The organism is Mycobacterium sp. IDUB_37 (genome assembly GCF_055419245.1).
Map to the genome: position 1 here is coordinate 516,722 of NZ_JBVAXG010000005.1, position 23,109 is coordinate 539,830.

A 23,109-nucleotide genomic window follows, 5' to 3' on the forward strand; every position below is an offset into this window, starting at 1 on the left:
CGCTGACAGAGGCCTAAGCGGGGGCGGGAGATTCCTCTGTCAAGGCTTCGGCCAGGTGCTCGGCCAGGGCACGCGCCGTGTTGTGGGTTGCGATCACCTTCGGGCTCAATCGCATTCCGGTCTCGGTCTCGATGTGGGTGCGCATCTCGAGCATGCCCAGCGAGTCCATGCCGTATTCCACGAACGGACGGTCGGCGTCGATGGTACGGCGCAGGATCACTCCGACCTGCTCGGTAATCAACCGTCGCAGCCGCGCCGGCCACTCGTCGCGCGCCACCGTCATCAACTCAGTGCGGAATTTGCTTGGGCCCCTTGTGCTCTGCCCGCTGGACTGGAACAGCTCGCCGAACGGGCTGCGCCGCACGATGTCGTCCAACCAGGGTGCGCCGATGATCGGGATGTAACCGGTGTAGGCGCGGTTGTAGCGCAGGATCGTCTCGAACGCATCGGCGCCTTCGTCGGGCATGATCATCAGTTGGCTGCCGGTTTCGGCCAACCAGGTGGCCCGGCCGACCTCGGCCCAGGCACCCCAGGCGAGCGTGGTGACCGGCAGGCCCTGCGCGCGACGCCAGTGGGCGAACGCATCGACCCAACTGCTCGCGGCAGCGTAGGCACCCTGGCCCGGCGAACCCAGCAGCGACGCTCCGGAGGAAAACACGCAGAACCAGTCGAGCGGCTGCCCGATCGATGCCCGATGCAGGTTGTAGGATCCGAAAGCCTTTGGTGCCCAGTCACGGTCGATGATCTCGTCGGTGATGTTGAGCAGCGTGGCGTCCTCGACCACGGCCGCCGAGTGCACCACACCGCGCAGCGGGAGTCCGGTGGCGGTCGCCGCACTCACCAGGCGGGTCGCGGTCTCGGCTTCGGCGATGCTCCCGAGTTCGACCACGATATCGGTGCCGGCCTTGCGGAGGCGCTCGATCGTCTGACGGGCCTTGGGGTTTGGCGCCGAACGCGCAGTCAGCACCAGTCGACCGCAACCGGCGGCGGCCATCTTCGAGGCGAAGAACAAGCCCAGCCCACCCACGCCGCCGGTGATGATGTAGGCGCCGTCGCCGCGGAAGACCGGCACCTGCTCGGGCGGGACCACCACGCTGCTGCGCCCGGTGCGCGGCATGTCGAGCAGCAGCTTGCCGGTGTGCTCGGCGTTACTCATCGCACGCACCGCGTTCGCCGCCTCGGCCAACGGGTAGTGCGTGGCTTGCGGCGCGACCAGTGCACCATCCGCGGTGAGCTGGAATACCTTCTGCAGCAACTCCCGGACGCGTCCGGGCTGCAACACCGACATCAACGCCAAGTCCAGGTAGTAGAACGTCAGGCCACGGCGGAACGGAAACAGCCCCAGTCGGGTGTTGCCGTACACGTCGGCCTTGCCGATCTCAACGAACCGCCCACCAAAAGCCAACAGCTCCAAGCCGGCTCGCTGCGCCGCGCCGGTGAGCGAATTCAGCACGATATCCACGCCGTAGCCGTCGGTGTCACCACGGATCTGCTCGGCGAACTCCACGTTGCGCGAGTCGTAGACATGCTCAATTCCCATGTCGCGCAACATCTGTCGCTTGGCAGGATTACCAGCGGTCGCGTAGATCTCGGCCCCGGCGTGCCGGGCGATCGACAGCGCAGCCTGTCCCACCCCGCCGGTCGCGGAATGAATCAGAACCTTGTCGCCGGCCTTGATACCCGCCAGATCGTGCAGCCCGTACCACGCGGTGGCGTTCGCGGTTGCCGACGAGACCGCTTGCTCGTCAGTGAGATTCGACGGCAGCGTGATCGCGAGGTCCGCATTGCAGGTGATGAAGGTGCGCCAGGCGCCCTCGGCGAAGCCGGCCACCCGGTCACCGACCCGGTGATCGACCACGCCCTCCCCCACCGTGGTCACCACACCGACGAAGTCCATGCCCGGTTGCGGTTCCCGGTCGTCGACGACGGGGAACTTACCGAATGCGATGAGCACGTCGGCGAAGTTGATGGTGGACATCGTGACCGCGACTTCGATCTGACCGGGCCCTGGCGAAACACGCTCACATGCAACGAGTTCCAGCGACTGCAGATCTCCCGGTGAGCGAACATCGACCCGCATGCCCTCGGTCTCATGGTCGACGACGGTGGTGTGCCGCTCGTCGGGAGCCAGCGGGGTCGGGCACAGCCGCGCGGAGTACCAGTCGCCATTGCGCCAGGCGGTCTCGTCTTCCGGTGAGCCACTGAGCAATTGCTGTGTCACCTGCTCGGCCTGCGTGTATTCGTCGACGTCGATCTGGGTCGGTTGCATCAGGTGCACTTCGCTGCCGATCACCCGCAGCATCCCGCGTAGCCCGATCTGGTCGAGGTTCAGCTGGTCTTCTGAGCGAACCATCAGGGCTTGCCGGGTCACGACGAACAACCGGGGTAGCTCGCCCTCCAGTTGAGCCAGTTCCCGGGTGAGCTTGACGAGATGGCGAACCTGCTCACGCCCCTGCGTGAGCGCTTCCTCGTCGGAGTCGCTCACCCTGGGACCGCAGAAGATCACGATCCCCTTGAAAGCGCGGGTGCGCAGCTGTACCCGCAGCGGCTCTACATCCGCCCCGCCGGACAGGCTCAGGTTGAAGCATTCTGCGCCTTGGGATTTCAATGCGTCGTTCAGCGAATTGACCAACATCTCGGTCGCGTCGGATCCGTCGATCAGCAGCCATGAGCCCGCCTCGTCGCCATCGATCTCAGGGAGCGTTCGTTGCTGCCACTCGCACGTCAGGAGACGCTCGCGCAGCAGTCGGTCGCGCTCGCCGCTCTCGGTGGTTCCCGTTCCCATCCGCAGCCCGCGCACCGCCAGCAGGACAGCGCCGTGCTCGTCGAGCACATCGAAGTCGGCCTCGCCGCCGGTCGTATCGGCCCGGGTAACCCGCCCATAGCAGTAATGGGCGTTGCGCAACGGGCCGTAAACACGTATCCGGCCGACTCCCAGCGGCAGCAGCAGACCACCACTGCCGGTGCCGTCGACGGCTGCGGTGACGGACTGGAAACACGCATCCAGCAAAGCTGGGTGCACGTGGTAGGCGGCGTGCTGGAAACGGATCGATGCCGGCAACGCAACTTCGGCCAACACCGTGTTGCCTCCCGACTCCCCGGTGTGCGCGGCGGCCAGACCGCTGAAAGCCGCGCCATGATGCACACCACGCTCGACGAACGTCTCCCGTAGCTCGGACCCCTTCACACTGTGCGGATGTGCCGCAAGCAGGGCCGCGATGTCGTGGGCAGGCGGCACCGAATCGTCCTCGGCCCCAGACAGCGATGCGGTGGCATGGCGCGTGGTCTCACCGTCTATCTGCGACTCGACCACGAAGTCGGCCGTCCCGCGCGCCTGCAGCGACGCGACCGCTTCGACCGGGGTCTCGTCGTCGAGCAGCAACATCTCTTCGAACACGATGTCGCGCGCTTCCCAGGAAGACCCAGCAGCGTCGCCGAAGATTTCCGCGGCGGCCGCCAACGCCATCTCGCAGTACGCGGCGCCGGGCAGGGCGGCCACGTTGTGCACTTGGTGGTCGCCGAGCCAGGCCAGCGCCGCGGTTCCGATGTCCGCTTGCCAGACGTGGCGTTGCGGTTCCTCGAGCAGTCGCACGTGCGAGCCCAGCAGCGGGTGCACCGTGATGGTGCAAGCACCTTCGCCCTCGCCGCTGTTTCCCTCGGTGTCGATGAACAGGTACTGATGGCTCCACGCCGGTAGTGGCGCATCCACCAACTGGCCGACGGGGTAGAGCACTGAGAAATCGACCGCTGCGCCCGCGCCGTGCAGATCGGTCAGGAAACCGCGCAGGCCGTGCGGCAACGGTTGCTCGCGCCGGACAGCGGCCAGCGCAGTCACCGTCATGTCGAGGCTGCGCGCGTTCTGATCAACCGCATGCGTCAGCAGTGGGTGCGGCGAGAGTTCGGCGAACACCCGGAAGCCGTCGTCCAACGCCGCCTGGATCGCCCCGGCGAACTGCACGGTGTTGCGCAGGTTGTCCACCCAGTAGTCCGCATCGCAGACCGGCCGCTCGCGCGGGTCGAACATGGTCGCGGAGTAGTACGGGACCTTAGGTGCCATCGGTTCGAGATCGGCGAGGGCAGCGGCCAACTCGTCGAGAATGGGGTCGACCTGGGGTGAGTGGGAGGCTACATCGACGGCAACCTCACGCGCCATCACATCCCGTTTCTCCCAACGCGCGACGAGCTCACGCACCTGATCGGCGGCTCCGCCGATCACGGTGGACTGCGGCGACGCCATCACCGCGACGGTGACGTCATCGATGCCGCGGGACATCAGTTCCGAATTCACTTGCTTGGCAGGCAATTCCACCGATGCCATGGCACCGGAGCCGGCGATGTGCGCCATCAACTTCGAGCGCCGGCAGATGACCCGGGCCCCGTCTTGCAGCGAAAGCGCCCCGGCCACAACGGCTGCGGCGGTCTCGCCCATCGAGTGCCCGACCACCGCACCCGGCAGCACCCCGTAGCTCTGCTCCATGACGGCTGCCAGTGCGACCTGGATGGCGAATATCGTCGGCTGCACTCGATCGATGCCGGTCACCGTCTGCGAGTCGGTCATTGCCTCGGTCACCGAGAATCCCGATTCGGCGGCGATCACCGGTTCGAGTTCGGCGATCTTCGCGGCGAAAGCCGGTTCCTTGGCCAGCAGGTCGGTGCCCATCGCGGCCCACTGGGAGCCTTGACCGGAGAACACCCATACCGGCCCTCGGTCGTCGTGACCTACCGCTTCTTCATAGAGCGCGTCTCCGGCGGCGACTTCACGCAAATTCTCGGCAAGCTCGGCCGGGCTTTGCGCCACCACCATGGTGCGCACCGGCCGATGTCCCCGTCGACGCGACAGCGTGTAGGCAAGATCGCCCAGCACCAACGACTCCGGGCGGGCTTCCACCCATTCCGCGAGTCGACGGGCCGTGTCCCGCAACCCGTCCGCAGAGCTGGATGACAGCGCAAAGATGTGCTCGGCCCGGGGGTTCGCAGCGGACTCGTGGGCAGCTTGCGCGGGCGCGGGCAGTGGCGCCTCTTCGAGAAGCGCGTGCACGTTGGTGCCCGACATACCGAACGAGGACACCGCCATCCGCCGCAACTGCTGGCCTTCCACATTCGTCGGCCAAGGCGTAACTTCTTGCGGCACAACCAGTCCCGTGTCAATAGCGGCAAGTTCATCGGGCAGCGCCGTGAAACCCACAACTGGCGGCACCACGCCATGCCGCAATGACAGAATCGCTTTGACCAGTCCTACCGCCCCGGCGGCGGATTCGCTGTGCCCCATGTTGCTCTTGACCGATCCGAGCGCACAGCGGTTGCCGTCGAGGCCGTAAACCTGGGCCAGGCCCCGAAATTCGATGGGGTCACCGACCGGGGTACCGGTGCCGTGCGCCTCGACCGCGCCGACGGTCGCGGGGTCTACACCGGAGGCCGCCAACGCCGCGCGGTAGACCGCGACCTGCGCCTTCTCCGACGGCATCGTGATCGTTTCCGAGCGACCGTCATGGTTGCTGGCGGTGCCGCGGATCACGGCGAGGATCTGGTTGCCATCGGCGATCGCATCCGGCAGTCGCTTGAGCAGCACTACCGCGCAGCCCTCGGACCGGACGAATCCGTCCGCCGCGGCGTCGAAGCTGTGGCAGCGGCCGGTGGGTGAGAGCATGCCCTGCGCGGAGCACGCCACGCTGCCGTGCGGCTCCAGCAGCACTGCACAGCCGCCCGCCAAAGCCATGTCGCTCTCACCCTGGTGCAGGCTGCGGCAGGCCAGGTGTACCGCCATCAGACCCGAGGAGCAAGCGGTGTCCGTCGTCAAAGCGGGGCCGTGCAGCCCCAGCAGGAAGGCGATCCGACCGGACGCCACGCTGTTGTTCAGCCCGGTCACCGCATAGGCGCCAGCCAGACCGCCCGCGCCCTTGGTGAGCAGCAGGTAGTCCTCGTGGGTGAGGCCGGCGAACACGCCCGTCTTGGTTCCGGCCACCGACCGCGGATCCATGCCGGCATGCTCGATCGCCTCCCACGCAGTCTCGAGCAGCAGTCGGTGCTGAGGATCGATCGAGACCGCCTCGCGCTCGGTGATGCCGAAGAACTCGGCGTCGAAACCTGCGGGGTTGTCGACGAACCCGCCCCAGCGCGACACCGTCCGCCCGGGTACGCCGGGTTCCGGGTCGTAGTAGGCGTCGGCGTCCCAGCGGTCCCGTGGCACCTCGGTAACCAGGTCATCGCCCCGCAACACGGATTCCCAGAGCTTGTCGGGTGAGTCGATTCCGCCAGGAAGCCGGCACCCCATTCCAATCACCGCAATGGGAGTCACACGTGTTTCCATCGACCTATCAACCTCGTCTCAGCCCCAGCGGCGGTAGTCGACCGCATCACTGAATTGTCAAGGGCCATGGACCAACGCAACGCCACTGTGAACTATGCCTATCCACGCCCTTTTGCACCCCCGTGCGAGCTCCCGTCGCGCCGGCCACGCGCGAACCCGGATCGCGGCACTATAGGGGTCTCGGCAACCGAGCTTAGACGCAGCCGCGGGAACCCGAGCCAAAAATGGTGAATCGCCAGGTTAATGCCGGGTTCGCCCCATTGACCAGCGGCGATGCGGTGGCGTCAGCAGGTCCCACCCGACGTCGCGTGCCGTGTCGGTGTGCCGAGCCGGCCACACGCCATCGGCGCGATTTGGCGCCTGACCACGTTGGGACGCCGGTAACGTCTTGCCCATGAGTGTGCGTTCCATTCCCTCCTTGCTGCGTAGATGCGCTCAGCTGGAACCCAATGACACGGCGTTCACGTTTCTCGACTTCGAGCAGGACTGGAATGGCGTCGCGCTGACTCTGACCTGGGCGCAAATGCATCGGCGGATGCTGAACGCGGCAAAAGAGTTCAGTCAGCACGGTTCGCCCGGTGATCGCGCGGTGATTCTGGCCCCACAGGGATTGGACTACATCGTCGCTTTTCTCGGCGCGTTGCAGGCGGGGCTGATAGCGGTTCCGCTCTCGGTTCCGCAGGGCGGCATTCTGGACGAGCGTGTCGACTCGGTTCTCCGCGACGCGACACCCACGGTGGTCCTCACTACATCAGCGGTGATTGACGATGTCGTCCGACATGTCACAGCGCCGCAAGGACAATCGACTCCCGCCATCATCGAGGTCGACCGCCTGGATCTGGATTCGAAAGTCCGTTCCAGTGGCGGAGACGAAAGAATCCAGCCCACCGCGTACTTGCAATACACATCCGGATCGACGCGGACGCCGGCCGGAGTGGTGATGTCCCACGAGAACCTGCGGATCAACCTCGGGCAGCTGATGGGCGGCTACTTCGCGCCCACCGATGGGATCGGACCCGCCGACATGACGCTTGTCTCGTGGCTGCCGTTCTTCCATGACATGGGCCTGATGATGGGGATCTGCGCGCCGATAATCGGCGGCTTCCCGACAGTCCTGACCAGCCCGGCATCCTTCCTGCAACGTCCCGCGCGGTGGATGCAGATGATGGCCGACAATCCGTCCGTGTTCTCGGCGGCGCCGAACTTCGCCTTCGACCTGGCGGCCAAGAAGACCTCAGACGAGGATATGGCCGGGTTGGACCTCGGCAGGCTGAACACCGTCGTCAGCGGTGCCGAGCGGGTGCAGCCCGCGACCATCAAGCGCTTCACCGACCGCTTTGTCCGGGCCGGCCTCCAGCCCAAGGCAGTCCGGCCTGCTTACGGGCTCGCCGAAGCGACGTTGTACGTGGCGAACAGCAAGCCGCACACACCACCGAAACTCACCGAATTCGACCCGGAGGCATTGGCCGACGGCCGGGCGAAGAGGTGCGCTGTCGGTGCCGGCACCGCGTTGATCACCTATGTGTTGCCGACCTCACCGATCATGCGGATCGTCGACGCCGATACCTGCGCCGAGTGTCCGGACGGAACGGTCGGCGAGATCTGGGTTCATGGCGAAAACGTCGCTTCCGGCTATTGGAAGCGCCCCGAGGAGAGCGCGCAAACCTTTGGCGCGACGATTGTGGCCCCCTCCCCAGGCACACCGGAAGGCCCGTGGCTGAGAACGGGAGACCAGGGCTTCACGATCGACGGCGAGTGGTTCATCCTCGGCCGGCTCAAGGACCTGTTGATCGTGTACGGACGAAACCACTCTCCCGATGACATCGAGGCGACGATCCAGGAGATCACCCGCGGACGCTGCGCGGCGATAGCCGTTCCCGGTGACCGCAGCAGCGAAAAGCTGGTAGCAATTATCGAATTCAAGAAGCGGCCGGATGACGAGACCGATCGACTTGTGACCATCAAGCGCGAAGTCACCTCGGCATTGTCGAGTTCACACGGCCTGTCTGTTGCGGATCTGGTTCTGGTACCGCCCGGCTCGATTCCGATCACCACCAGCGGCAAGGTGAGACGACGCGCGTGTGTCGAGCAGTATCGGCAAGATCAATTCGCTCGCCTGGACGTTTAGCCGCATCGTGTCAGCCGACGGCAGTGTAGAGCCAAGGCGCCTCGGCCCATCCCGGCTCGCAGGCCTCCTTGTCGTGGCTGCCTGGGTCGCGCTGGCGTTGGCCGCCAACATCTTCTTCGCCGTGACACCCGCGAAGGCGCCCGGCTCCGGATCGACGTTGCCGCCCGCTGCGTCGAACTCCCATGTCGCACAAGCATTCCCAGGAACCGGCACCGACGCCATCGCCTATCTGGTGCTGGACGGCCGAGACCAGATGGGGCCGGCGGACCAGCAGTACTACGAGTCCGCCATCAGTGCCCTGCGGGCCGACAGCACGCACGTGGGATCCGTGCTCGACTGGTGGTCGGATCCACTCACCGCGCCGCTGGGAACCAGCCCCGACGGACGCTCCGGGATCGCCGTGCTGTGGTTGCGCGGTGAGGCGGGCACCAATAAGGCCCGGGAGTCACTCGATGGGGCCAGATCAGTGCTGCGCAAACTTCCCGCGAGCCCGGGGTTGCGCGCACGCATCACGGCCCCGGCCACCACGGGCGCCACTCCCCTGCGGCTGACGGTATGGCAGGCAGCAGGAATCGTGGCCGCGGCGGCGCTGATCGCGGTGCTGCTGGTGCTGCGCGCCGGGCTGTCCGCGAGATCGGTGGTGGCCGTGGCGTTGACGGGCGCGCTGTCGATTGCGGTCGCATGGCCGCTGACGTGCGTTTCGTCGTTGTTTTCTTGGGCGCTGGCCGCGGTGCTGGCGATCGGGCTGATCACGACGTCCACGCTGCTCATTGCGCGGCAGCCGGGGCGTGGCTATCGGGCCCTGCTGCCGGCGCTCGGCCTGCCCGGGGCGGCCGCCCTGCTTCTCACCGGCCCGCTGCTGTTCGCCCAGACGCCGGCGGTGCGCAGTGTCGGCCTCGCGACACCGGGAGTTGTTGCGGCACTTGCGGCTTCGTTGACATTGCTGCCCGCGCTACTCGGGCTCGCCAGGGCGGCCAAAGTCGAGGCACAACAGTCGTTGCGCGGTCCGTCATGGAAACGCTCACTCCCGGTGGCGCGCCCTGCCCTCGTCGTCGCCGTGGTCTTGGCGATCTGCGCTCTTCCCGTCATCGGGACCCACTGGGGCATCTCCGGCAACTCCACCGGATCGGTCCGCACCAGCAACGCGCGCTTTTTGCCGAGCAATCGGCTGCCCGACGTGGTGCTGATCAAGTCCGACCACGACCTTCGAGACCCCGGGGGTCTCATCGGCATCGACGCGGTAAGCCGCCGGCTGATGGAGATTCCCGGCGTCCGCAAGGTGCAGTCCGCGGCATGGCCCGGTGGTGTCCCCTGGTCGGACGCCTCACTCAGTTCGGCAGCCGGCAGACTCAGCGAGCAACTGGACCGGCAGGCCGCAACGTTCGTGCCGCAGGTGACCTCGATCAAAACGTTGGCTGCGGTGCTCGACCAGGTGTCGGGCTCGGTAGATGAATTGGAGTTGACGCTGACCACCGGTGTCGGCGGACTGAACCAGATGCAGCAAGCGATCAACATGGTGGTGTCCGGTACACGGAACATCAAGGACACCGCTACCGAGGTATCGGGATATCTAGACCCGGTGCGCGGCTGGATCGACGGCGTCCCGGACTGCACCGCCGATATCCTGTGCCGGACCGCGCGCAAGGCCGTCGATCCCGTCGACCGCGTCATCGCCGATATCAACGTACTTTCGGCCGGCGCCGATCGGATCGCGGCCGGTTCGACTACCGCCGCCGGTGCTCTGACCTCGACTCCGCGCGCGGTGGCCCAAATGCGGTCGGCACTCAGCCAGTTGCGGTCATTTGTGCCGAGCCTGGAGACCACGATCGAGAGCACCATCCCCCAAGTCGTCCAGTTGTCCGCGTTCTTGAAGAACCTCAGCACCGATTTCGCCAACACCGGCGAGGGCGGGTTCTATCTGCCGCGTAAGGCGTTGGCGGACCCGTCCTATCAGCACGTGCGGCAGACGATGTTCTCCTCGGACGGCACCGCGACCCGATTATTCGTGTACTCCGATGAAACCGCGCTGGATCTGGCTGACGCGGCCCGCGCGCAGCAGATCGCGACCGCCGTCGGCAACGCGAGCAAGTACGGAAGTCTGGTCGACAGCGAGGTCACCGTTACCGGCGGCGCTCAGCTGGCCGCGGCCGTACGCGCGACGGTTACCCATGACGCAATCCTGTTGGCCGGCACGGTGCTTGCCGTAGCGCTGCTCGTGGGTGTGTGGCGCGGCGCGGCCGGTGGCTTCACGGTCGGACTCGGGCTGGCGGGCTCGTGGTCGGCCGGCCTCGGCATCACCGTAGCGCTGTGTGAGCACGCGGCGTTCCGACTGGTGGACGCGGCAGTCTTGCCGGCGTCCTTTGCCATTGTCGCGGCCTGCGGCCTCCCTTTCCTGGTGGCCGGTCTCGTTACCCACCAGGGTTCGGTTATTTCGGTGCGGCGCGCCGTCGCGCCGTTCCCGGCGGTCGGCGGCGTCCTCGGCCTCGGCTTGATCCTGGCGTCAGGCGGATTGGTCAGCGCTCTCGGACAGATTGGCAGCGCCACCGTCTTCGGGCTGCTCGCACTGTCGCTGGTGGTGGCGCTAGTCGACGTTGACCGGTTCGTTCCATTTGGAAAGGGTCACCTCAACGGACCCGGAACCCAGGTCGACGCTCGCCCGCACGAGACGGTGTGACCCGTCCTGGGCGATCCACACCGTCGCGGGCCGCGACTGTCTCGCGCCGGGATCGATGATCTTCACGGTCTCGGTCTGCAGGGTGCCGGTGATCTTGTTCGTGGTCACCCCGTCGATCACCTCGGTTCCCTGCGATTGCACGTTGTTGACACCCGAGAGCAATTTCGCGACACCGCTGGCAGGGTCGAGCAAGCGCGTGGCCGATAGATCGGCGACGGAGCCGAGATTGGTCCAATCGTCGAACAGTTTCACCGAGATCTTGTCGTCCTTGATCCGGAACGGTACGTCCGCCTGGCCGTTGTAGGTGCACGAACCCTTAGCGGTCAGCGGGTTGGCCTTGATGTCGACGTCGGCGTTGGTGATACCCAGCATGCTGTCGACTTGGCCATTGGTACGGACGGCAAGGTGCGCACTGGTCAATGCCTTCGTCGCATCCACCGACTGCCGCACGTCGGCCATCAGCGGTGAATCCGCGGTGGTGCCGGTGGGCGACGGTCCGTCCGGATCTTTGGGAGGCGACTCGCATCCCGTCAGCAACAGCAGCAGAGCGGCGACTACTGCAAGCAGAACAGGAGTGACGCGTGATTCCATCGTTTCCTCGTCTCAGCTCGCGTGACCCATCGCACGAACCGCCAAGCTTAGTGTTTTGGGCTGAGCCGAACGCCACGACGGCGTTCTTCCTGCAATTCGCACCATTGACTTATACCCCCCAGGGGTATAACTTCTGGACATGGGCGCACGTCGCCCGAGCATGGGTGATAATCCCGACAGTTGCTAGCGAGCGGAGGCCCCGATGATCGGCGAAGGTTTAGCGGCCCTGGGCCACGCGTTGGCACTGACAGGCTCGATGACCTGGGAGATCCTGTGGGCGCTGATCCTCGGATTCACCTTGTCGGCGGTGGTCCAGGCCGTGGTGCGTCGTTCGACGATCGTGTCGCTGATGGGCGACGACCGCCCCCGAACCCTGGCCGTCGCGGCCGGGCTCGGCGCGGCATCGTCGTCGTGCTCGTACGCCGCGGTGGCGCTGGCGCGATCCCTGTTCCGCAAGGGCGCAAACTTCACCGCCGCCATGGCCTTCGAAATAGGCTCGACCAACCTGGTGGTGGAGCTGGGCATCATCCTGGCGCTGTTGATGGGGTGGCAATTCACCGCGGCCGAGTTCGTCGGCGGGCCGATCATGATCATCGTGTTGGCGTTGCTGTTCCGGTTGTTTGTGCGTGGCCGGCTGATCGACGCAGCACGTGAGCAGGCCGACAAGGGTGTCGCCGGGTCGATGGAAGGCCATGCGGCCATGGACATGTCCATTCAGGGCGACGGCACGTTCTTCCAGCGACTGTTCTCCGGGCCCGGCCTCACCTCGGTCTCGCACGTGTTCGTCATGGAGTGGTTGGCGATCCTGCGCGATCTGATTATTGGATTGTTCATCGCGGGCGCCATCGCCGCGTGGGTTCCCGAAACCTTCTGGCAGGAATTCTTTTTGACCTCTCACCCGACCTGGTCGGTGGTGTGGGGGCCGATCGTCGGGCCGTTCGTCGCGATCGTGTCGTTCGTCTGCTCGATCGGCAATGTGCCGCTTGCCGCAGTGTTGTGGAACGGCGGCATCAGCTTCGGCGGAGTCGTCGCGTTCATCTTCGCCGACCTGCTGATCCTGCCGATCCTGAACATCTACCGTAAGTACTACGGCACCAGGATGATGCTGACCTTGTTGGGCACGTTCTACGTGTCGATGGTTGCCGCCGGGTATTTGGTCGAATTGATCTTCGGCACAGCCGATCTCATTCCGCAACAGCGCAATGCGATGGTGATGTCGGCCGGCATCTCGTGGAACTACACCACCTGGTTGAACATCCTCTTCCTGATTCTCGCCGCGGTGCTCGTCGCACGGTTCTTCACATCGGGCGGGATGCCGATGCTGCGCATGATGGGCGGCTCGCCGGATGCCGAGCACGATCACCATGGGCATGGGGGTCACGAAGGCTCGCATGGTGAGCATGGTGAGCATGGGCATGGCGAGCACGACGGTCATCAGGGCCACCACGACCACCAGCACCACTAGCCCCTTCGGCCTGCGCCGAGTGTGAATCCGCCGACACAACACGCCGCTGAGCCGTCGGACAGTTCACCCTCGGCCAGAGATCGGCCGCGGACGGCCTGACGGCGCACGGTCGCAGGCCTTAGACGCAGCGCGCAGCATTTAGGTTCCACATTGGTGCCGCGGTTCACGGCAAGCGAAATATGTTGTGCAGCTTGATATTCTGCGATTACTGCCAGCCGTTTTGTCGGTGGCGCTTCGTAGTATTCAGGTATGTCGTGCAGCACGCGTGAGGAGATCGTCGAGGTCTTCAACGCTCTCGATGCCGACATGGATTCACTGTGCGAGTTGAGCTTTGATGCGTTCACCACCCCCGAGCGGATGCGGGCGATAGAGCGTCTCGAACGAGTGGCGCGCCGGCTGCGCACACCCCAGCACGCGTTGATCAACCAACTCGCCGCCCAGGCCACCAAGGAAGAACTCGGCGGCACCCTGCCCGCCGCGCTGGCCGATCGGCTGCGGATCACCAAAGCCGAAGCCGGCCGCCGCGTCGCCGAAGCCTTCGACCTCGGCCCGCGCCGCGCCCTGACCGGGGAAACCCTGGCGCCGCTGCTCACCGCGACCGCCGCCGCCCAAGCCGCCGGCCTCATCGGCGACTGCCACATCAGGGTCATCCGCGGCTTCTTCGCCCACCTGCCCGCCGCCGTCGACCTGGGCACCCGCGAAGCCGCCGAAGCCGACTTGGCCGACAAGTCCCGCGACTACCGGCCCGACCAAGTCGGCGGATACGCCCGCGAAATCATGAAACTGCTACACCCCGACGGCGACTACAGCGACGAGGAACGCGCCCGCAAACGCGGCATCATTCTCGGCAGCCAGGAATTCGACGGCATGTCGCGCATCAGCGGCCTCATCACCCCAGAACTGCGCGCCGCCATCGAAGCGATCTGGGCCAAACTCGCCGCCCCCGGAGCCGCCAACCCCTACGACGACAGCCCCGCCCAGTGCGACAGCCGCAGCCAAGCCCAACGCCAACACGACGGACTGCTGATCGGTTTGCGGGGTCTGCTCGGCTCCGAAACGCTCGGGCAGCACAATGGGCTGCCCGTGACCATCGTGGTCACCACCACCCTCAAAGACCTCGAAGCCGCCGCCGGCAGAGCAGTGACCGGAGGCGGCACCTGGGTGCCGATGTCGGATGTGATCCGCTGGGCCGCTCGCGCACACCACTACTTGGCCATCTTCGACAAGAGCAAGCCCTTGGCGCTCTATCACACCAAGCGGCTGGCCTCACCGGCACAACGAATCATGTTGTACGCCAAAGAGCGTGGCTGCACCAGGCCTGGCTGTGCTGCCCCCGCTTACCACACACAGGCCCATCACGTCACCGGGTGGACGAACACCCACAGCACGGACATCAACGACCTCACCCTGGCTTGCGGACCGGACAATCGACTCGCGGAAAGCGGCTGGACCACCCGCACCAACGCCAACGGCGAGACCGAATGGATCCCACCCGCCCACCTCGACCACGGCCAGCCACGCATCAACACGTTCCACCACCCCGAAAAGATGCTGGCACCCGATGATGACGACGAAGACGAACCATAGGTGCCGTTACCCGCCGTCGCGGCGGTATCCTTGCCTCCGAAATTTCCGAGGCGAGGGGACCGTGGGTGTCGACATCGAGCCAGACTGGCAACTTTCCGCAACGGCCGGCCGGCGCCCGACCACCCGCTGACATCGGAAGGTTGTTGCTTCGCTGCCACGACCGCCCGGGAATTATCGCGGCGGTGAGCGCTTTCCTGTCGAAGGCAGGCGCCAACATCATCTCACTAGACCAGCATTCCACCGCCCCAGAGGACGGCACGTTCCTGCAGCGCGCGATCTTTCACTTGCCCGGCCTGACTGCCGCAATCGACGGCCTGGAGCGCGAGTTCGCGGCCACAGTAGCTGACGAGTTCGGCATCGACTACCGGTTCACCGAGGCCGCGAAGCCAAAACGGGTCGCCATCATGGCCTCCAGAGACGACCACTGTCTGCTGGATCTGTTGTGGCGCAATCGCCGTGGGGAAATCGAGATGACGGTATCCATGGTGATTGCCAACCATCCTGATCTGGCCGAGCGCGTCCGCCCGTTCGGAGTGCCGTTCATCCACGTCCCCGCAACCCGCGACACCCGCGCTGAGGCAGAACAACGTCAGCTCCAATTGCTCAACGGCAACGTGGATTTGGTGGTTCTCGCTCGCTACATGCAGATACTCACGCCGGATTTCCTCAACGGGGTCGGCTGCCCGCTGATCAATATCCACCACTCGTTCCTCCCTGCCTTCATCGGCGCCGCACCGTACAAACGCGCCCGGGAACGCGGCGTCAAACTGGTCGGCGCGACCGCCCACTATGTCACCGAGGTACTCGACGAGGGGCCGATCATCGAACAAGATGTGGTGCGCGTCAGCCACACCGACACCGTCGACGATCTGGTCCGCGTCGGCGCGGACGTGGAACGCGCGGTGTTGTCCCGTGCCGTGCTCTGGCACTGCCAGGACCGCGTGATCGTGCACGACAACCAGACGATCGTGTTCTGACGCTTAGCCCGGCTTGGCGGTGTCCAACGCCGTTCTTCCGAACCTCGCGTCCAGCGCTCCCCACACGTCCGCGTACGGTCCGGATTTGTTGTCATGCGCCGCTAGACGTTTCATGATCCGGCGGACCAGCGGCGCGACAAGCCGCATCGGATAACGCTTCCATCCGGCGTTCGCACGAATCTCGACAAGCATGTCGGGCCACGAATGTTGTTGGAAATTGAGAAGTTGCTGGGCCCGGGTGACGTCCATCCAATCATTCGGAAACCAGCAGTCGTCGTCGTTCGGGTTGCCGGGCCGGCCCAACCGAGGCAATCCGACCAAGCCCTGAGCGCCCGCCAGAGCCGGTCCGATGTCGCCCTGCCGCAGCAGATACGAGTCGTCGCCGGCGATCAGCAACACCTCGCCGACGACATCTGCGCGTGCCGCCGCCGCGAATGCCGTTGCGACATCGCGGGAATCGACACAATGGACCCGGCAGTCGGCCGGCATCGCATTCCCGAAGTGCACCATTTCGAGGCTCAATGACTGCGCTTTCGGGTCGACGCTCAACACGCCACCAAGCCGCAGCACCACCCAGTCCAGGTTCGACGAGCGCACAATCTCTTCGGCTTCGAGTTTCTGGCCTCCGTACAGCTCGCACGGCCGTGGCGGCGTTTCCAGACCGACTCGTTCGGAGTGACGATGGGGATTGCGGGAGCCATAGATCGACGCACTCGACGCATGCACGAAGCGGGGCGGTTTCGGTAGGGCTTCGGCAGCGTGCACCAGAAGCGACGTGGCGTCTACGTTCACCTTGCGGGCGAGTTGGGGGGCGCGGTAGATCAACGGTGGAATCACCGCGGCAAGATGAACGATCACGTCGGGCGATGTCTCGGACAGCAAGCGCTGGACCTGTTCGGGATCGGTCAAATCCGCCCAGCCGATTTGGACGCCGGGCGGCAACGAGGCGCCCGCGTTGTGATGCGCCGCGGCGACCACCTGCCAGCCGTCGGCGGCGAAGCGCCTGACCGTCTCAAGCCCGACCAAACCGAAGGCGCCGGTAACCAGCACTGTCTGCGACATGGGCATCCTCGGTCCGGCCAACATCCCTTTCTCCAAGGAAGCTAGCCAACTAACCGCGAAAGCGCTACGCCTTCAGCAACGCAGTGAGCGCTGCCGGGTCCTTAAAGTAGACGTCGAGTTCGACGATCAATCCGTCGCTGACCGTGTACACCTCGACCATTCCCATCTCGACGCTCCTGCCGGTGGCCCGCGCAGTGAACGTCAGTCGAAAACGCACCGCGACTGTGTTGTCCGTCAACAAGAATTGCATCGTCGGACCCGGCACAACATCCATGCCGTCGTCCATTCTCGCCATGAGCTCGAAAAAGCCTTGCGGACCGCGATATTCGCCGCTGTAGGGTAGGCCGCCCGCCTCGTATGCGACGAAATCATCGTCCAGCAGGCCACGCGCGTCTTCCATCCGTTGCTCGGCGACCGCCGCCACGAAAGCATGGACCGTTGCCAGCGCGTCCTCAGTCACCGCCATGCGTGCACTTTACGCGCCAAGAATCCCACAAGCTTTCGTGAAGCAGCAGACGTCAATCTTGCTTCAACGGCAAACGGCCGCAACACAAAACACACAGAGAGGTACCAAATGTTCAGCACCCGGATCCGCGCCCTCGCCGGCATGTCACTGCTCAGCGGAGCGATCGGGCTGGCAGCCTTCGGCGGCTCCATCGGCACCGCCAACGCTGTCCCGACCCACCAGCCCGAATACGGCACCTACACCTGCTACGACTACGCGACGCAGACCTTCTACACCTGCTTCGACCCCAGCTAACCTCGCGATCGCATGCGTGGCGAAGCCAGGCGCGACCATCGGGGCTCCTAACAATCAGGAAGCGGGCCTTGGTCTCCACTCCACACACCGACCGGGCCCGCTTTCTCGCGCAAAAACATGTCAGACCGTGGTGCGAAGATCAGGTCATGCAGTACTACGACATCATCGGTGACATTCACGGTTGTGCCACCGCACTGGAAGGGCTGCTGGCCGAACTCGGTTACACATCCACCGATCCGACCGGCACGTACCGGCATCCCCGGCGCCAGGCGATCTTCGTCGGCGATCTGGTCGACCGCGGCGGTGAACAGCTCCGCGTGCTTGAAATCGTCAAAGGGATGGTCGACGCGGGCAGCGCCCAGATCGTCATGGGCAATCACGAGTTCAATGCGGTCTGCTATGCCATCGAATCGCCCACAGGCAGCGGCGATTACCTCCGCAAACACACCGAGAAGAATTACAACCAGCACCAGGCGTTCCTCAACCAGCTCACCGACGAACAGCGGTTGGACTACCTGGAGTGGTTCAAGACCATTCCGCTCTGGCTCGATCTTGGCGACATCCGCGTCGTGCACGCGTGCTGGCATGAAGAATCAATGAAATACGTTGCAGAACAACTGGGTTCGAATCTATTCGACTCGGTAGATCAGCTCGCACGGGCCTCGACGAAGGGCGACCGCCTGTACACCGCGGTCGAGATCCTGCTGAAGGGGCCAGAGATCAGCCTGACGGATTACGGCCAGAAGCCCTACCAAGACAAAGACGGCCATCCCCGCGGAAATGCTCGAATCCGTTGGTGGGATGACAGCGCGACGACGCTGCGTGAGATCGCCGAGATTTCTGACACTTACACCACCGAAGACGGCCATCCATACCCGCCGCTGCCTGATATCGAGGTTGGGGCCGAGGACCGGTCCTACGTGTACAGCGGTTCGGTGCCGGTGTTCTACGGCCACTACTGGCGCCGTGATGACCCTCAGCCGCAACGTGATTGGACCGACCACTGTGCGTGTGTGGACTTCAGCGCGGTGAAGGGCGGCAAACTGACGGCCTACCGGTGGTCCGGTGAGCCAACGATCCGGCTCGATCACTACCACCAGTTCGACGCGAACTAGTCTCTGCGAGAAAGCTTTTCAGCCAACCGGCGATTGACCGGCTCCGGCAGCAACTCACTCACGTCGCCGCCCAGCATCGCGACCTCCTTGGCCAGCGACGACGACACGAACGAATACCGGGGCGCGGTCGCAACGAAGAACGTGTCCACCCCGGCGACGTGCTTGTTCATCTGCGCCATCTGCAGCTCGTATTCGAAATCCGTGCCGGTGCGCAGACCCTTGACGATGGCGTTCAAACCGCATGCCCGGACGAAGTCGACCACCAGACCCTTCCCGGCCGCCACCCGCAGGTTGGGCAGGTGCGTGGTCGACTCTTCGATCAGCGCGGTCCGCTCATCGAGATCGAACATGCCCTTCTTGGCGGGGTTGATCAGGATAGCGACGACAACCTCGTCGAACTGGGCACAGGCGCGTTCGAACACATCGATATGGCCCAACGTGACTGGATCGAAGGACCCCGGGCAAACTGCGCCGCTCATGGCTCAAGACGCTAGCAGGACACCTCAGCCGAACTCGGCCAACTCCAAGCGGGTGTCGCCGTAGACCCGCTCCGGCCAGCCCGACCAACCGTCCGGCCAGTTCAATGGGGCGCTGCTGGTACCTCGTTCGATCACAGCCACTGTTCCGTCGCGTATCCAGCCGTGTTTACCAAGCAGGCCCAGGACCGCCTCAACCTCGGATGTGTCGACGTCGTAGGGCGGGTCGGCCAGCACCAGGTCCACCGACGCGGCCGCACCACCTGCCAACACTGCAGACACGGCGCCCCGGCGCACTGTCGCACCCGGCAGTCCGGATGCGCCGATGTTACGCGTGATCACCGCCGCGGTGCGGTGATCGGACTCCACGAACAGCGCCGACACCGCACCGCGTGACAGCGCCTCCAAACCCAGCGCTCCCGATCCGGCGTAGAGGTCCAGCACGGCCATACCCGTCAGCTCGAATCGCGCCGTCAGGATGTTGAACAACGACTCACGCACCCGGTCGGTGGTCGGCCGGGTTCCCCGCGGGGGGACGGCAAGCCGACGGCCCCGGGCGGCGCCGCCGATGATGCGGGTCAGCTCAGCACCACCAGCAGGTCACCACCCTCTACCTGCGCGGTGCTCGATACCGCCACCCGTTGCACGGTGCCGTCGCTGGGCGCGGTGATCGGCGCTTCCATCTTCATGGCCTCGATGGTGGCGACGGTCTGGCCGGCGCTCACCTTGTCGCCATCGGCCACCGAGACGGTGACAACCCCGGCGAAGGGCGCCGCGATGTGTCCGGGGTTGCCGCGGTCGGCCTTCTCGGCGGCCGGAACCGCGCTGGCAATGCTGTTGTCACGCACCAGAATCGGTCGCAGCTGACCGTTGATGATGCACATCACCGTCCGCATGCCCCGTTCGTCGGGTTCGGAGATGGCCTCCAGGCCGATCAACAACTCCACGCCGCGCTCCAGCCGCACCCGATGCTCCTCGCCCTGGCGTAGGCCGTAGAAGAACTGGTTGGCCGACAGCTGCGAGGTGTCACCGTAGATGTCCCGGTGCTCTTCGTATTCCTTTGTGGGAGCTGGGAATAACAATCGATTCAACGCGGCCTGCCGCTTCGGTCCGGGCGCCGACAGTGCATTCTCGTCATCCGCGGTCAGTTGCGGGCCCGGCTTGGCCGGCGCACGACCGTCCAGCGCCCTCGACCGCAACGGCTCCGGCCATCCGCCGGCCGGATCGCCCAATTCACCGCGCAGGAAACCGAGTACCGAGTCGGGGATATCGAATCGAGCTGGGTCGGAGGCGAATTCGTCGGCAGTCAAACCGGAACCAACCAAAGCCAGTGCCAGATCGCCGACCACCTTGGACGACGGAGTGACCTTGATCAACCGGCCGAGCACCCGGTCGGCACCCGCATACGCCTCTTCGACCTCCTCGAACCGGTCCCCCAGTCCCAGCGCGATCGCCTGCTGGCGCAGGTTGGACAACTGCCCGCCTGGGATCTCATGGTGGTACACCCGCCCGGTCGGGCCGGGAAGCCCAGATTCAAAGGGCGCATAAACTTTTCGCAGCGCTTCCCAGTAAGGTTCCAACGCGCACACCGCCGACAGCGACAAGCCGGTGTCGTACTCGGTGCGCGCGGCGGCAGCCACGATCGAGCTCAACGCGGGCTGGCTGGTGGTCCCCGCCATCGGTGCGGCGGCGCCGTCGACCGCGTCCGCACCCGCCTGCCACGCGGCAATGTAGCTGCCCAGCTGGCCCCCTGGCGTGTCGTGCGTGTGCACGTGCACGGGTAGGTCGAAGCGGCTGCGCAGCGCGGTCACCAATGTGTGCGCCGCCGGCGCCCGCAGCAGTCCGGCCATGTCCTTGATGGCCAGTACATGCGCGCCGGCCTCGACGATCCCCTCGGCCAATCGCAGGTAGTAGTCGAGGTTGTAGAGCCGCTCCCCCGGGTCGGACAGGTCGCCGGTGTAGCACATCGCGACTTCGGCTATGGCGGAACCGGTTTCGCGTACCGCGTCGATGGCCGGGCGCATCGAGTCGAGATTGTTCAGCGCGTCGAAGATCCGGAAGATGTCGATACCGGTGGCAGTCGCCTCTTCGATGAACGCCGTTGTCACGATCTCCGGATACGGCGTGTAGCCGACCGTGTTTCGGCCCCGCAACAGCATCTGCAGGCAGAGGTTCGGGATCGCCTGGCGCAGCGCGGCGAGCCGCTCCCAGGGGTCCTCCTTCAGGAAGCGCAGTGCGACATCGTAGGTCGCCCCACCCCAGCACTCCACCGACAGCAACTGTGGCATCGTGCGGGCCAGATGCGGCGCCACCATCAACAATCCGCTGGTACGCACCCGGGTGGCCAGCAGCGACTGATGCGCATCGCGGAACGTGGTGTCGGTGACGCCCACGGCCTTCGATTCCCGTAACCACCGCGCGAACCCCTCTGGACCCAACTCCAGCAACCGCTGACGAGAACCCGCCGGAGGCGCGACATCACGGTCGATCTCGGGCAGCTTGTCCTGCGGGTACACCTTCGAAGGCCGGGTGCCGTGCGGCTTGTTGACCGTGACTTCGGCCAGGTAGTTGAGGATCTTGGTGCCGCGGTCGGCCGACGTGCGTGCGGTCAGCAACTGCGGTCGGTCATCGATGAACGACGTGGTGACTCGGCCGGCCTGAAAATCAGGATCGTCCAGAACCGCTTGCAGGAACGGAATATTCGTCGAAACACCGCGAATCCGGAACTCCGCCATCGACCGGCGCGCCCGGTTCACCGCCGTCTGGAAATCCCGTCCGCGACAGGTCAGCTTGACCAGCATGGAGTCGAAGTGCGCGCTGATCTCGGCACCCAGGTTGGTGCTGCCATCGAGTCGGACGCCGGCCCCACCCGGAGTGCGCAATGCGCTGATTCGGCCGGTGTCGGGGCGAAATCCGTTGGCCGGATCCTCGGTGGTGATCCGGCACTGCAGCGCAGCGCCGTGCAGGCGGACCGCCTCTTGCGTCAGACCCAGGTCTTCCAGCGTTTCCCCGGCAGCGATACGCAACTGACTGGACACCAGGTCGACGTCGGTGATCTCCTCAGTGACGGTGTGCTCCACCTGAATTCGCGGGTTCATCTCGATGAAGACGTACTCGCCGCTCTCGTCGAGCAGGAATTCAACGGTGCCGGCGCAGCTGTACCCGATGTGGCGGGCGAACGCGACCGCGTCGCCGCACATCTTCTCGCGCAGCTCCGCGGGCAGGTTCGGCGCCGGCGCCAGCTCGATGACCTTCTGATGCCGGCGCTGCACACTGCAGTCACGCTCGAAGAGATGAATCACGTTGCCGTGGGTGTCGGCCAGGATCTGCACCTCGATGTGGCGCGGGCGCAGCACGGCCTGTTCCAGGTACACCGTCGCGTCCCCGAAAGCCGATTCGGCTTCTCGACTGGCTGCCTCGATTGCTTCGGGCAACGCGGCGCTGTCGGTGACCCGGCGCATCCCGCGGCCACCGCCGCCGGCAACTGCCTTGACGAACAACGGAAACCGCATTCCGTCGGCGGCCGATACCAGCTCCTCGACCGACGAGGACGGGGCCGAGGACTTCAGTACCGGCAGTCCCGATTCACGCGCGGCAGCGATCGCCCGGGACTTGTTCCCCGTCAGCTGAAGCACTTGCGCGCCGGGCCCGACGAAGGTGATATCCGCCGCCGCACACGCGGCCGCCAGCTGCGGGTTCTCCGAGAGAAATCCGTAGCCGGGGTAGATCGCATCCGCCCCACAACGCTGGGCGGTTTCGACGATCTCGTCGACAGAGAGATACGCGCGCACCGGGTGCCCGATCTCACCGATCTGGTAGGACTCGTCGGCCTTGGTCCGGTGCAACGAATTGCGGTCCTCGTAGGCGTAGACGGCGACGGTCCCGACGCCCAACTCGTAGGCAGCACGGAACGCCCGGATCGCGATCTCGCCGCGATTGGCGACAAGCACTTTGGAGATCATGTTCG

The 23,109-nt window shown here is 65.3% G+C and carries 14 protein-coding genes; 7 read left to right on the forward strand and 7 right to left on the reverse strand.

Features of this window, described 5'->3' with window-relative positions; all coding sequences use genetic code 11:
- Positions 1–13 precede the first annotated feature (13 nt).
- Positions 14–6,307, reverse strand: a complete 6,294-nt coding sequence (pks2, locus tag ACZY1I_RS20160) for a sulfolipid-1 biosynthesis phthioceranic/hydroxyphthioceranic acid synthase (protein WP_463756231.1) — start codon at positions 6,305–6,307, stop codon at positions 14–16.
- A 394-nt stretch (positions 6,308–6,701) separates the two neighbouring features.
- Between pks2 and ACZY1I_RS20165 the strand changes: the two genes are divergently transcribed.
- Together ACZY1I_RS20165 and ACZY1I_RS20170 are read left to right on the forward strand one after the other, a co-directional pair.
- Positions 6,702–8,435, forward strand: coding sequence for an AMP-binding protein (locus ACZY1I_RS20165; protein WP_463756232.1), 1,734 nt, complete (start codon positions 6,702–6,704; stop codon positions 8,433–8,435).
- A gap of 73 nt (positions 8,436–8,508) precedes the next feature.
- Entirely contained in the window at positions 8,509–11,109 is a 2,601-nt protein-coding gene (locus tag ACZY1I_RS20170) for an MMPL family transporter (protein WP_463756233.1), read from the forward strand.
- Here the strand turns inward: ACZY1I_RS20170 and ACZY1I_RS20175 are convergent.
- Complete coding sequence (locus tag ACZY1I_RS20175; protein ID WP_463756234.1) at positions 11,017–11,700, reverse strand: LppX_LprAFG lipoprotein; 684 nt, start codon at positions 11,698–11,700, stop codon at positions 11,017–11,019. The two genes, ACZY1I_RS20170 and ACZY1I_RS20175, sit on opposite strands and share 93 nt — an antisense overlap.
- Before the next feature lie 202 nt (positions 11,701–11,902).
- Between ACZY1I_RS20175 and ACZY1I_RS20180 the strand changes: the two genes are divergently transcribed.
- The 3 genes from ACZY1I_RS20180 (at position 11,903) to purU (ending at position 15,729) form a co-directional block, all read left to right on the forward strand.
- Entirely contained in the window at positions 11,903–13,165 is a 1,263-nt protein-coding gene (locus ACZY1I_RS20180; protein ID WP_463756235.1) for a permease, read from the forward strand.
- A 249-nt stretch (positions 13,166–13,414) separates the two neighbouring features.
- Positions 13,415–14,752 carry an HNH endonuclease signature motif containing protein gene (locus tag ACZY1I_RS20185; RefSeq protein ID WP_463756236.1) on the forward strand — a complete coding sequence of 446 codons (1,338 nt, stop codon included), beginning with the start codon at positions 13,415–13,417 and terminating at the stop codon, positions 14,750–14,752.
- A 41-nt stretch (positions 14,753–14,793) separates the two neighbouring features.
- Positions 14,794–15,729 carry a formyltetrahydrofolate deformylase gene (purU, locus tag ACZY1I_RS20190; RefSeq protein WP_463756314.1) on the forward strand — a complete coding sequence of 312 codons (936 nt, stop codon included), beginning with the start codon at positions 14,794–14,796 and terminating at the stop codon, positions 15,727–15,729.
- A 3-nt stretch (positions 15,730–15,732) separates the two neighbouring features.
- Here purU and ACZY1I_RS20195 read toward each other — a convergent pair whose 3' ends face one another.
- On the reverse strand, positions 15,733–16,791 hold the full coding sequence (locus tag ACZY1I_RS20195) for an NAD-dependent epimerase/dehydratase family protein (RefSeq protein ID WP_463756237.1): 1,059 nt from the start codon (positions 16,789–16,791) through the stop codon (positions 15,733–15,735).
- 64 nt (positions 16,792–16,855) lie between these two features.
- Positions 16,856–17,257 (reverse strand): nuclear transport factor 2 family protein, encoded by a 402-nt coding sequence (locus tag ACZY1I_RS20200; RefSeq protein ID WP_463756238.1) that lies wholly within the window; start codon positions 17,255–17,257, stop codon positions 16,856–16,858.
- Positions 17,258–17,365: 108 nt separating this feature from the next.
- Here ACZY1I_RS20200 and ACZY1I_RS20205 point away from each other — a divergent pair, with 108 nt between their 5' ends.
- Both ACZY1I_RS20205 and ACZY1I_RS20210 read left to right on the forward strand, forming a co-directional pair.
- The gene (locus tag ACZY1I_RS20205) at positions 17,366–17,551 is read left to right on the forward strand and encodes a hypothetical protein (protein WP_463756239.1); all 186 of its coding nucleotides are present in this window, start codon (positions 17,366–17,368) and stop codon (positions 17,549–17,551) included.
- A gap of 146 nt (positions 17,552–17,697) precedes the next feature.
- Positions 17,698–18,666, forward strand: coding sequence for a metallophosphoesterase (locus ACZY1I_RS20210; protein ID WP_463756240.1), 969 nt, complete (start codon positions 17,698–17,700; stop codon positions 18,664–18,666).
- Here the strand turns inward: ACZY1I_RS20210 and coaD are convergent.
- The 3 genes from coaD to ACZY1I_RS20225 are packed head-to-tail and all read right to left on the reverse strand — an operon-like array spanning position 18,663 to position 23,104.
- The gene (gene coaD / locus ACZY1I_RS20215) at positions 18,663–19,145 is read right to left on the reverse strand and encodes a pantetheine-phosphate adenylyltransferase (protein ID WP_463756241.1); all 483 of its coding nucleotides are present in this window, start codon (positions 19,143–19,145) and stop codon (positions 18,663–18,665) included. The genes ACZY1I_RS20210 and coaD overlap by 4 nt on opposite strands.
- Before the next feature lie 24 nt (positions 19,146–19,169).
- Positions 19,170–19,724: a 16S rRNA (guanine(966)-N(2))-methyltransferase RsmD gene (rsmD, locus tag ACZY1I_RS20220; RefSeq protein ID WP_463756315.1), complete on the reverse strand. Its 555-nt coding sequence runs from the start codon at positions 19,722–19,724 to the stop codon at positions 19,170–19,172.
- Positions 19,721–23,104, reverse strand: a complete 3,384-nt coding sequence (locus ACZY1I_RS20225) for a pyruvate carboxylase (protein WP_463756242.1) — start codon at positions 23,102–23,104, stop codon at positions 19,721–19,723. The genes rsmD and ACZY1I_RS20225 overlap by 4 nt, the downstream gene beginning before the upstream one ends.
- Positions 23,105–23,109 lie beyond the last annotated feature (5 nt).

Excerpts from the sequence above, each read along its gene's own strand:
- ACZY1I_RS20225 (WP_463756242.1), bottom strand. The coding sequence starts at position 23,104 with ATGATCTCCAAAGTGCTTGTCGCCAATCGCGGCGAGATCGCGATCCGG.
- ACZY1I_RS20175 (WP_463756234.1), bottom strand. The coding sequence starts at position 11,700 with ATGGAATCACGCGTCACTCCTGTTCTGCTTGCAGTAGTCGCCGCTCTG.
- coaD (WP_463756241.1), bottom strand. The coding sequence starts at position 19,145 with ATGAGCGGCGCAGTTTGCCCGGGGTCCTTCGATCCAGTCACGTTGGGC.
- ACZY1I_RS20210 (WP_463756240.1), top strand. The coding sequence starts at position 17,698 with ATGCAGTACTACGACATCATCGGTGACATTCACGGTTGTGCCACCGCA.
- ACZY1I_RS20195 (WP_463756237.1), bottom strand. The coding sequence starts at position 16,791 with ATGTCGCAGACAGTGCTGGTTACCGGCGCCTTCGGTTTGGTCGGGCTT.
- ACZY1I_RS20165 (WP_463756232.1), top strand. The coding sequence starts at position 6,702 with ATGAGTGTGCGTTCCATTCCCTCCTTGCTGCGTAGATGCGCTCAGCTG.
- ACZY1I_RS20205 (WP_463756239.1), top strand. The coding sequence starts at position 17,366 with ATGTTCAGCACCCGGATCCGCGCCCTCGCCGGCATGTCACTGCTCAGC.
- ACZY1I_RS20200 (WP_463756238.1), bottom strand. The coding sequence starts at position 17,257 with ATGGCGGTGACTGAGGACGCGCTGGCAACGGTCCATGCTTTCGTGGCG.
- pks2 (WP_463756231.1), bottom strand. The coding sequence starts at position 6,307 with ATGGAAACACGTGTGACTCCCATTGCGGTGATTGGAATGGGGTGCCGG.
- ACZY1I_RS20180 (WP_463756235.1), top strand. The coding sequence starts at position 11,903 with ATGATCGGCGAAGGTTTAGCGGCCCTGGGCCACGCGTTGGCACTGACA.
- ACZY1I_RS20185 (WP_463756236.1), top strand. The coding sequence starts at position 13,415 with ATGTCGTGCAGCACGCGTGAGGAGATCGTCGAGGTCTTCAACGCTCTC.